The sequence below is a fragment of the Micromonospora endophytica genome, from assembly GCF_003236305.1.
In the GTDB taxonomy this organism is placed as follows: domain Bacteria; phylum Actinomycetota; class Actinomycetes; order Mycobacteriales; family Micromonosporaceae; genus Micromonospora; species Micromonospora endophytica.
Genome location: NZ_POTX01000213.1, coordinates 1 through 10069, shown reverse-complemented (window position 1 = coordinate 10069; position 10069 = coordinate 1). Strand labels below are relative to the sequence as shown.

The 10069-nt window shown below is 72.9% G+C and carries 5 protein-coding genes; all 5 read right to left on the bottom strand.

All coding sequences use genetic code 11. The annotated features are described in order from the left end of the window. Positions 1–48: 48 nt before the first annotated feature. On the bottom strand, positions 49–849 hold the full coding sequence (locus C1I93_RS23960; protein ID WP_111245544.1) for an SGNH/GDSL hydrolase family protein: 801 nt from the start codon (positions 847–849) through the stop codon (positions 49–51). 217 nt (positions 850–1066) lie between these two features. Continuing rightward, positions 1067–2572 (bottom strand): glutamate synthase subunit beta, encoded by a 1506-nt coding sequence (locus C1I93_RS23955; RefSeq protein WP_111245543.1) that lies wholly within the window; start codon positions 2570–2572, stop codon positions 1067–1069. Continuing rightward, the gene (gene gltB, locus C1I93_RS23950) at positions 2565–7310 is read right to left on the bottom strand and encodes a glutamate synthase large subunit (RefSeq protein WP_111245542.1); all 4746 of its coding nucleotides are present in this window, start codon (positions 7308–7310) and stop codon (positions 2565–2567) included. The genes C1I93_RS23955 and gltB overlap by 8 nt, the downstream gene beginning before the upstream one ends. Positions 7311–7537: 227 nt before the next feature. After that, a complete protein-coding gene (locus C1I93_RS23945; RefSeq protein ID WP_111245541.1) occupies positions 7538–8728 on the bottom strand; it encodes an FAD-dependent oxidoreductase in 1191 nt (396 codons plus the stop codon). A 14-nt stretch (positions 8729–8742) separates the two neighbouring features. Next, complete coding sequence (gene lgt, locus C1I93_RS23940) at positions 8743–10041, bottom strand: prolipoprotein diacylglyceryl transferase (RefSeq protein ID WP_111245540.1); 1299 nt, start codon at positions 10039–10041, stop codon at positions 8743–8745. Positions 10042–10069: the final 28 nt, after the last annotated feature.

The window sequence follows — 10069 nt, the reverse complement described above, 5'->3', positions numbered from 1 at the left end:
GGGTGACGGCGGTCCTGTGCGGAGCGCGTCACCCGCCGCGCGGCGGGGTCAGCCGGTGACCGCGTTGAGGGCCGGGAGGTAGCCGAGGCGGTAGCCGTCGGCGTTCGGGTGGTACGCCTCGATCACGCCGGTGACGTCCCGGATCCAGGGCTGGGCGCCGCAGACGCCGTGGCCGGCGAAGGTGGGTCGGGTGTCGGCGAAGGTGGCGCCGGCCGCGGCGGCCCGGTCGGCGGTCACGGTGGCAAGCACGTCGGCGGCCTCGTTCAGGAGGGTGCGCTTGTGGCTGCTCATCGCCAACAGGCCGCAGCTGCCGGTCTCGAACAGCCGCGGGTAGCCGAGCACGATCAGTCGGGCGTTCGGCGCGCGTTCCCGGATGGCCGCGTAGGTGCGGTCGAGCCGGGCCGGCAGCGTGCCGGTCGCGAAGGCTTTCGCCTCGTTGACCGCGTTGGTGCAGGTGGAGGTGCTACCGAAGCGGCAGTCGGTCATCACGTCGGCGAAGCCGGCGTCGTTGCCGCCGACGGTGATGGTGACCATGGTGGTGTTGGTGGAGAGCGAACCGAGCTGTTTGTCGAGCACGTCTGCGGTGACCGCGCCCCCACAGGCGGGGAAGCGGAAGCTCGCCACGTTGTTCGCCGCTGCCCACAGTGGGGCGTACGACTTCTGGCTGCGCAGGCAGGTGGACAGGTCGTACGGGCCGGCGCCCACGCCGGAGGAGTAGGAGTCGCCGAGGGCGACGTAGTGGATGGGGGCGGCGGCCTGGGCGGCGCCGGGCACGGCCAGCGCGCCGACGAGGGCGGTGCAGAGGGCGACGAGCGCGGTCAGGGCGCGGGCCAGCGGACGGTGGGGCATGGACGGACCTCCACAGGGATGGTGGTGGAGCCCGATGACCGCGCGCGTGGCCAGGGGGAATGGTTGTTACTGGTCGGTAATCCTAGCGAAACATTCCGATCAATGGAACAGATGGAGGGCGACCGGTCGACGGCAGGTGTAGAGCAGGGCCCCCTCTTAACAGTCCTGTTAAGAGGGGGCCCCTGCTCTACACGAGGCGTTAAGAGGGGGACCCTCCTTACACCGCAAGCGGGTGGGAGGCGGGGTTTACCGGGGCGGGGAGGGTGCCGACGCCGTCGAGGTAGGAGTGGATCGCGGCGGCGGCGGCCCGGCCCTCGGCGATCGCCCAGACGATGAGCGAGGCGCCCCGGTGCATGTCCCCGGCCACGAAGATCCCGTCGGCGGCCTGCCAGTCGGCGCGGGAGTCGATCGCGCCCCGGGCGTTGCGGGTCAGGCCGAGCTGGGTCAGCAGCGGCTGCTCCTCGGTGCCCTCGAAGCCGATCGCCAACAGCACCAGGTCGGCGGGGAGTTCCCGCTCGGTGCCGGGCACCGAAGTGACGATGCGCCGACCGGCGCGCTTCTCGACCGTCACCTCGGCGATGCGGACGGCCCGGACCGCGCCGGTGCCGTCGTCGACGAACTCCTGCACCGCCACGGCGAAGACCCGCTCGCCGCCTTCCTCGTGGGCGGCGTACTCGCGCAGGATCCAGGGCCAGGTGGGCCACGGGTCGCGGGCCTCGTCACGCTGCCGGGGCGGCTGCGGATACAGGTCGAGCTGGTGTACGCCGGCGGCGCCCTGCCGGTGGGCCACACCGAGGCAGTCCGCCGCGGTGTCGCCGCCACCGATGATGACCACGTGCTTGCCGGCCGCGTCGATAGGCGTACCGTCCGGCAGGGTGGCCAGCGCGGGCCGACCCGCACCGGCCGCCGCGACCACCCGGTTGGCCGCCACCAGGTGCGACATCGCCTGGTGCACGCCGCGCAGCTGCCGACCGGGGGTGTCGGTCTCCCGGCCCTGCAACGCGCCGCAGGCGAGCAGCACCGCGTCGTGTCTGGCGCGCAACTGCTCGGCGGTGACGTCGACGCCGATGTTCACTCCGGTGCGGAAGACGACCCCTTCGGCCGACAACTGGGCCATCCGGGCGTCGATGTGCCGCTTCTCCAGCTTGAAGTCGGGGATGCCGTAGCGCAGCAGGCCGCCGATGGCGTCGTCACGCTCGTACACCGTCACCGCGTGACCGGCGCGGGCCAGCTGCTGCGCGGCGGCGAGCCCGGCCGGGCCGGAACCGACAACGGCGACCGACCGACCGGACGGCACCGCCGCCGGCCGTGGCGGCAGGCCCCGGGCCACGGCCGCGTCGGCGATCTCCGCCTCGACCTGCTTGATGGTCACCGGGTCGCCGCCGGCGATGCCGAGGACGCAGGCGGCCTCGCAGGGCGCCGGGCAGAGTCGTCCGGTGAACTCGGGGAAGTTGTTCGTGGCGTGCAGCGAATCCACCGCCGCGTCCCAGTTGCCGGTGCGGACCAGGTCGTTCCAGTCCGGGATCCGATTCGCCAGTGGGCACCCGGCAGTGTCGCTGTGGCAGAACGGGATGCCGCAGTCCATGCAGCGGGTGGCCTGCTCGCGGATCAGTGACTCACCGGCCGGCGGGTAGACCTCCCGCCAGTCGCTGATGCGTACCGGCACCGGTCGGCGGGCCGGCAAGCGCCGGTCGTAGCGCAGGAAACCGTTCGGGTCAGGCACGAGCCACCTCCTGGGCGACCACCCGCGCGGCGGGCGGGACCGGCGCGGACGAACCGGCGGGCGCGGACGCGTCGACGGGCAGCTGTCGCGTCGCCGGGGCGGCCGGTGCCGCCAGTGCGCTCATCACCGCATCGTCGACGTTCTGGCCGGCGGCTTCGGCGGCCTGCATGATCTCCAGCACCCGGCGGTAGTCGCGGGGTACCACGGCGGTGAACTCCTCCACCGCTTCCGGCCAGCGCTTGAGCAGCGCCTCGGCGACCGCCGAGTCGGTCTCGGCGAAGTGCCGCTGCACCAGCTCGTGCAGCCGGGTCCGCTCCGCCTCGCTCGGCGCGGAAAGGTCGACCAGCTCGGTGTTGACCCGGCGGCGGTCGAGGTTCCAGACGAAGGCGGTGCCGCCGGACATGCCGGCGGCGAAGTTGCGCCCGGTCGGTCCGAGCACCACCACCGTGCCGCCGGTCATGTACTCGCAGCCGTGGTCGCCGACCCCCTCGACGACTGCCGCCGCGCCGGAGTTGCGTACCGCGAATCGTTCCCCCACCCGGCCGCGCAGGAAGACCTCGCCGGCGGTGGCACCGTACAGGATGGTGTTGCCGGCGATGATCTGGTCCTCGGCCCGGTGGCCCGGCGCGGCGTCGGTGACCACGAAGGGCGCGGCGGTGTCCGGCCGGACCACCAACCGCCCGCCGGAGAGTCCCTTGCCGACGTAGTCGTTGGCGTCACCGTGCAGGCGCAGGGTGACGCCGCGGGGCAGGAACGCGCCGAAGGACTGCCCGGCGGTGCCGCGCAGGGTGAACTCGATGGTGTCGGCGGGCAGTCCGGCACCGCCGTGCCGCCGGGTCACCGCGCCGCCGAGCATCGCGCCCACGCTGCGGTGCTCGTTGCGGATCGCCACCTCGGCGCGGACCGGGGTGGCGGCCGCGTCCGGGCGCAGCGCCGGCTCGGCCAGCGCGATCAGCTCGTTGTCCAGGGCCTTCTCCAGGCCGTGGTCCTGGGCCCGGACGCCCTGCCGGGCCGCGCCCTCGGGCAGTTCGGGCAGGTGCAGCACCCGCTGCAGGTCGAGCCCGCCGGCCTTCCAGTGGTCGACGGCCGGGGCCACGTCGAGCAGCTCGGTGCGGCCGATCGCCTCATCGATGCTGCGCAGCCCCAGCTCGGCCAGGTAACCGCGGATCTCCTCGGCGAGGAAGAGGAAGAAGTTCTCCACGAACTCCGGCTTGCCGGTGAACCGCTCGCGCAGCACCGGGTTCTGGGTGGCGATGCCCACCGGACAGGTGTCCAGGTGACAGACGCGCATCATGATGCAACCGGAGACGATCAGCGGGGCGGTGGCGAAGCCGAACTCCTCGGCCCCGAGCAGCGCCGCGACGATCACGTCCCGGCCGGTCTTGAGCTGGCCGTCGACCTGCACGGTGACCCGGTCGCGCAGCTTGTTCAGCAGCAGCGTCTGCTGCGCCTCGGCCAGGCCCAGCTCCCAGGGGGTGCCGGCGTGCTTGAGTGAGTTCAGTGGGGACGCGCCGGTGCCGCCGTCGTGGCCGGAGATCAGGATGACGTCGGCCTTGAGCTTGGCCACCCCGGCGGCGACGGTGCCGACACCGACCTCGCTGACCAGCTTGACGTGCACCCGGGCGGCCGGGTTGACGCACTTGAGGTCGTGTACGAGCTGGGCGAGGTCCTCGATCGAGTAGATGTCGTGGTGCGGCGGCGGCGAGATCAACCCGACGCCGGGGGTGGCGTGCCGGGTCCGGGCGATCCACGGCCACACCTTGTTGCCGGGCAGCTGCCCGCCCTCGCCGGGCTTGGCGCCCTGCGCCATCTTGATCTGCAGGTCGTCGGCGTTGACCAGGTATTCGCTGGTCACCCCGAACCGGCCGCTGGCGATCTGCTTGACCGCGGAGCGGCGGGCCGGGTCGTGCAGGCGGTCGACGTCCTCGCCACCCTCGCCGGTGTTGGACTTGCCGCCGAGCCGGTTCATGGCGATCGCCAGGGTCTCGTGTGACTCGGCCGAGATGGAGCCGTACGACATGGCGCCGGTGGCGAACCGCTTGACGATCTCGCTGGCCGGCTCGACCTGGTCGATCGGCACCGCCGGGCGGACCCCGGTACGCAGCCGGAACAGCCCGCGCAGCGAACCGGCCTGCGCGGCCAGCTCGTCGACCTTCGCGGTGTAGGAGCGGAACACGTCGTACTGGCGGCTGCGGGTGGCGTGCTGGAGCAGGAAAACCGTCTCCGGGTTGAACAGGTGCAGCTCGCCCTCGCGACGCCACTGGTACTCGCCGCCGACGGGCAGCCGGTCGACGGCCTCGACGCCCGGCGCCGGCCAGGCCAGCGCGTGCCGGGCTGCCACCTCGGCGTGGATGCCGTCGAGCCCGACCCCGCTGATCGTGCTCGGGGTGCCCCGGAAGTAGCGCTCCACCAGGCGGGTGTGCAGGCCGACCGCCTCGAACACCTGCGCGCCGCAGTACGACGACACGGTGGAGATGCCCATCTTGGACATGATCTTCAGGACGCCCTTGCCGAGCGCCTTGACGTAGTTGCGGATGGCGGCCCGCGGCTCGACCCCGGTCAGCGACCCAGTGGAGATCATGTCCTCCACCGACTCGAAGGCGAGGTACGGGTTGACCGCCGCCGCGCCGTAGCCGATCAGCACCGCCGCGTGGTGCACCTCGCGGCAGTCGCCGGACTCGACGATCAGCGCCACCTGGGTGCGGGTCTGCTCGCGGACCAGGTGCTGGTGCACCGCCGCGGTGAGCAGCAGCGACGGGATCGGAGCCAGGTCGGCGTTGGAGTCGCGGTCGGAGAGCACCAGGATGCGGACGCCGTCCTCGATCGCCTCCGAGACGTGCCGGCAGATCTCGGTCAGCCGGGCCTTGATGCCGGCGCCGCCGTCCCGGACCCGGTACAGCCCGGAGACCCGGACCGCCTTGAAGCCGGGCAGGTCGCCGTCCTCGTCGATGTCGAGGATCTTGGCCAGCTCGTCGTTGTCGATCACCGGGTAGGGCAGCACGATCTGCCGGCAGCTCGACGGGCCCGGGTCGAGCAGGTTGCCCTCCGGGCCGATGGTGGTGGCCAGGCTGGTCACCAACTCCTCCCGGATGGCGTCCAGCGGCGGGTTGGTGACCTGGGCGAAGAGCTGGTGGAAGTAGTCGTAGAGCAGCCGTGGCCGGGTCGACAGCGGGGCGATCGGGGTGTCGGTGCCCATCGAGCCGATCGGCTCCACGCCGGTGCGGGCCATCGGCGCGAGCAGGATCTTCAGCTCCTCCTCGGTGTAGCCGAAGGTCTGCTGGCGGCGGCGTACCGAGTCGTGGGTGTAGACCACGTGTTCGCGCGGCGGCAGGTCGTCCAGCTCGATCAGTCCGGCGTGCAGCCAGTCGGCGTACGGCTCGGCGGCGGCCAGCTCGGTCTTGATCTCGTCGTCGTGCACGATCCGGCCGGCGACGGTGTCGACCAGGAACATCTTGCCGGGCTGGAGCCGACCCTTGGCCACCACGGTGGCGGGATCGAGGTCCAGCACACCTGCCTCGCTGCCCATCACCACCAGGCCGTCGGCGGTCTGCCACCAGCGTCCCGGCCGCAGCCCGTTGCGGTCCAGCACCGCGCCGACGATCTCACCGTCGGTGAAGGCGACAGCGGCCGGGCCGTCCCAGGGCTCCATCAGGCTGGCGTGGAACCGGTAGAAGGCGCGCTTGTCGGCGGCCATGTCCGGGTCGTTCTCCCACGCCTCGGGGATCATCATCAGCACCGCGTGCGGCAGGCTGCGCCCGGCCAGGTGCAGCAGTTCGAGGACCTCGTCGAAGTTGGCCGAGTCGGAGGCGGCCGGAGTGCAGACCGGGAAGACCCGCCGGATGTTGCCCGGCAGGTCGGGTGTCCGCAGCAGCGCCTCGCGGGCCTGCATCCAGTTCCGGTTGCCGCGGATGGTGTTGATCTCGCCGTTGTGGGCGATGAGGCGGTACGGGTGCGCCAACGGCCAGGACGGGAAGGTGTTGGTGGAGAACCGGGAGTGCACCAGGGCGATGGCGCTGTCCACCCGTTCGTCGGTGAGGTCGGGGTAGTACGCGGGCAGCTGTTCCGGCGTGAGCATGCCCTTGTAGACCATGGTCCGACCGGAGAGCGAGGGGAAGTACGCCGGCACGCCGCGCTCGGCGGTCTCCCGCTCGGCCTGCTTACGTACGCAGAAGGCCACCCGCTCCAGCTCGAGGCCGCGCAGCGGCGAACCGGCCGGGCCGGCGGCGGTGTCGGTGAGCCGGTTGGCGGCGAGGAAGAGCTGCCGCACCCGGGGCATCGCCGCCAGGGCGGTCTCGCCGAGGTCGGAGGGGTCCACCGGGACGTCCCGCCAGCCGAGCACCTCGGCCCCCTCGACCAAGGCGTACTTCTCGACCACCTGCCGGGCGCGGGCCTCGGCGGCATCGTCGTCGGGCAGGAAGGCAAGGCCGGTGGCGTACTCGCCGGCCGGCGGCAGCGGGAACTCCGCCACCGCGCGCAGGAACGCGTCCGGCACCTGGATCATGATGCCCGCGCCGTCACCGGTGTTCGGTTCCGCGCCCCGGGCTCCCCGGTGGTCCAGCCGGCACAGCGCGCCGAGGCCGTTGGCGACCACCGTGTGCGAGCGCCGACCGTGCAGGTCCGCCACGAAGGCCACCCCACACGCGTCGTGCTCGTACGCGGGGTCGTAGAGGCCGGCAGGGGACGCTACCTGGCCATTTCTCGGCGCCGACTGGGGGCGGCGTGGGTACGCAAAGGCCACCGGGCCTCCTGTCGTCACTCAGGTTTGATCACGCTCGGGACGACGTCGGCCCTTACTGGTCTATTGAGTCTACGTTAGGGCCCGGTGTGCAAGGCCAGCAAAGATTGATCACACCGTCCAGAGTCTGGGACGCTCGTCCCACGCCACACACTCCCGCGTCGATCTAGGGGCGATCGTCGCTAGATGATCTCTGGGGACGACAATCGGCCCTAGATCGACGCGGAGGGTCAGCTCGACGAGGTCGGTGGACGCCACTGGGTGGCCACCGCGGCGGCGCTGCCCAGCAGGCGCGGGGTGATGGTGCCCAGGGCGGCGTCGCGGGCCCGCAACGCCAGCCGCCCCCGGGCCCGCAGCACGGCCGACATCCGGCGGGTCTGCCGGACCACGACCGCGGTGCGCGGCCGGCGGGCCCGGTCGTACGCCAGCACCGCGTCCGGCAGCGTCGACTCGCGCAGCAGCACGGCGAGGGTCGCGGCGTCCTCGAAGGCGAGGCAGGTGCCCTGCCCGAGGTGCGGCGGCATGGCGTGGGCGGCGTCACCGAGCAGCACCACCCCGCCGGGACCGGCCGGGAAGCCGTACGCCCGGGGCAGCGGACGCAGCTCCCGGATCTCCTGCTGCACGAGGTCACCCGGGTCGGTGGCGGCCAGCAACTCGTCGACAGGTGCCGGCCAGCCGGCGTACCAGCGGCGCAGCAGCGCCAGCTGCGTCTCGGGCGGCTCGGGTCGGGGCGCGCCGGCCGCGGTGGCCATCCAGTGGATGCCGCCCCGACTGGAGGCGCCTGAGGAACCCCGGTCGCCCAGCGAGGCGGCGACGAACCGGTAGCCGGCACCGAGGATCTCCCCGCTGACGGACTCGGGCAGGCTCGGCGCGCGGTACCAGGGGATCACCGCCCGCCAGGCGGCACACCCGGAGCTGATCAGGCTCGCCTCCGGGGCGAGCTGGCGGCGGATCACGCTGTCCGCGCCGTCCGCCGCGACCACCAGATCCGCCTCGAAGGTCTGCCGGCCGTCACCGACCGCCGGACGCTCGCCCGGCGTGACGCGCACCGTCCGCACGGTCACCCCGGTACGCAGCTCGACCCGCTCCCCCAGGCCGGCGATCAGCGCGTCGTGCAGGTCCTCCCGGTGCACCACCACCGGCAGCCGCTCGACCGGGGTCTGCCGGGGCTGCACCAGCCAGTGGCCGTCGGGTCGCCGGACCCCACCGTCGGGCAGGGGCGTGGCGATCGCGTCCAGTCCGCCGGCGAGATCCATCGCGCGCAGGGCGCGGATCCCGTTGGGCCAGAGCACCACGGCCGTCGGCTCGGGGCGGATCCGGTCGGCCCGCTCCAGCAGCGTGACCCGCCAGCCCGACCGGGCCAGCGCGCCGGAGACCGCCAGGCCGCCGGGGCCGCCGCCGACCACCACCGCGGTACGCATACCGCCCCCTCGTTTCAGCTGTCGCGGTCGGCGGGCCGGCCCGACGCGGACTCCACCGCGTCGCCGTCCCGCGTGTCGCCGGCCGACCCGGCGCCGCTCTCGGTGGTCGCCTCCCGGTCGCTGGTCGCCGGGCGGGACGGGTCGGTGGCCGCCTCCCGGTCGGTGGCCGCGTCCTGGTCGGTGGCCGCGTCCTGGTCCGTGGCCGTGGTGGCGGTCGGGTCGGAGTCGCTGGGGGTGTGCGTTCCGGTTTCGGGAGTGCCGGTCGTCACCTCAGGCGACGTCTGTCCGGTGGTCACCTCGGGTGGTGCCTCGCCGGTGGCGCGCCAGTGGCGGAACTGTTCCTCGCTGACCGCCCGGTAGCCCTCCGGAGTCACCGGCTCGGTGCCGCCGCGCCCGGCCGACAGGTCGAGCTGGGAGACGTCGGAGGTGCCGGCCGGCGCGGTGGCGGCGGCCGGCACGCCGATCGGGATCAGGTACTCGCGGGGGCCGCGGACCCGTAGGAAGTAGCCGAGCGCGGCGAGAAACACCAGCGCCGCCGTCCACACGTTCAGGCGTACGCCGAGGATCAAGGTGGCGTCGTCGGTGCGCATCATCTCGATCCAGAACCGGCCGGCGGTGTAGCCCATCACGTAGAGCGCGAACGCCCGGCCCCGGCCGAGTCGTAGCTTGCGGTCGACCAGGAACACCAGCGCGGCGACCCCGACGTTCCACAGCGCCTCGTAGGCGAAGGTCGGGTGGTAGAGCCCCGGTTCCAGGATCGGCTGGCCCGCCTCGTCGCGGAGCGCCTGCCCACCGTCCATCCGGTGGATCTCCAGGCCCCAGGGCAGGGTGGTCGGGCCGCCGTACAGCTCGTTGTTGAACCAGTTGCCGAGCCGTCCGATCGCCTGCGCCAGCGGCAGGCCCGGCGCGAGGGCGTCGGCGACCACCGCGAACGGGATGCCGAGCTGCCGGGCGGCGAGCCAGGCGCCGACCGCGCCACCGGCGACCGCACCCCAGATGCCCAGCCCACCCTCGTGGATGAAGAAGACCTTGATCGGGTCACCACCGGTGCCGAAGTAGGCCGCCGGTGAGGTGATCACGTGGTAGATCCGGGCACCGATGATGCCGGCCGGCACCGCCCAGAGGGCGATGTCCAGCACCGCGCCGGGGGCGACACCACGCTGGCGTAGTCGCCGCTCGGTGACCCAGCAGGCCACCACGATGCCGGCGATGATGCACAGGGCGTACGCCCGGAGCGGAAGCGGGCCGAGATGCCAGACGGCGGTGCTCGGGCTAGGGATGGCGGCCAGCGGCGCCGGCGAGACGAGACTCACGGATGCACACGGTACCGCTGCCTACCCC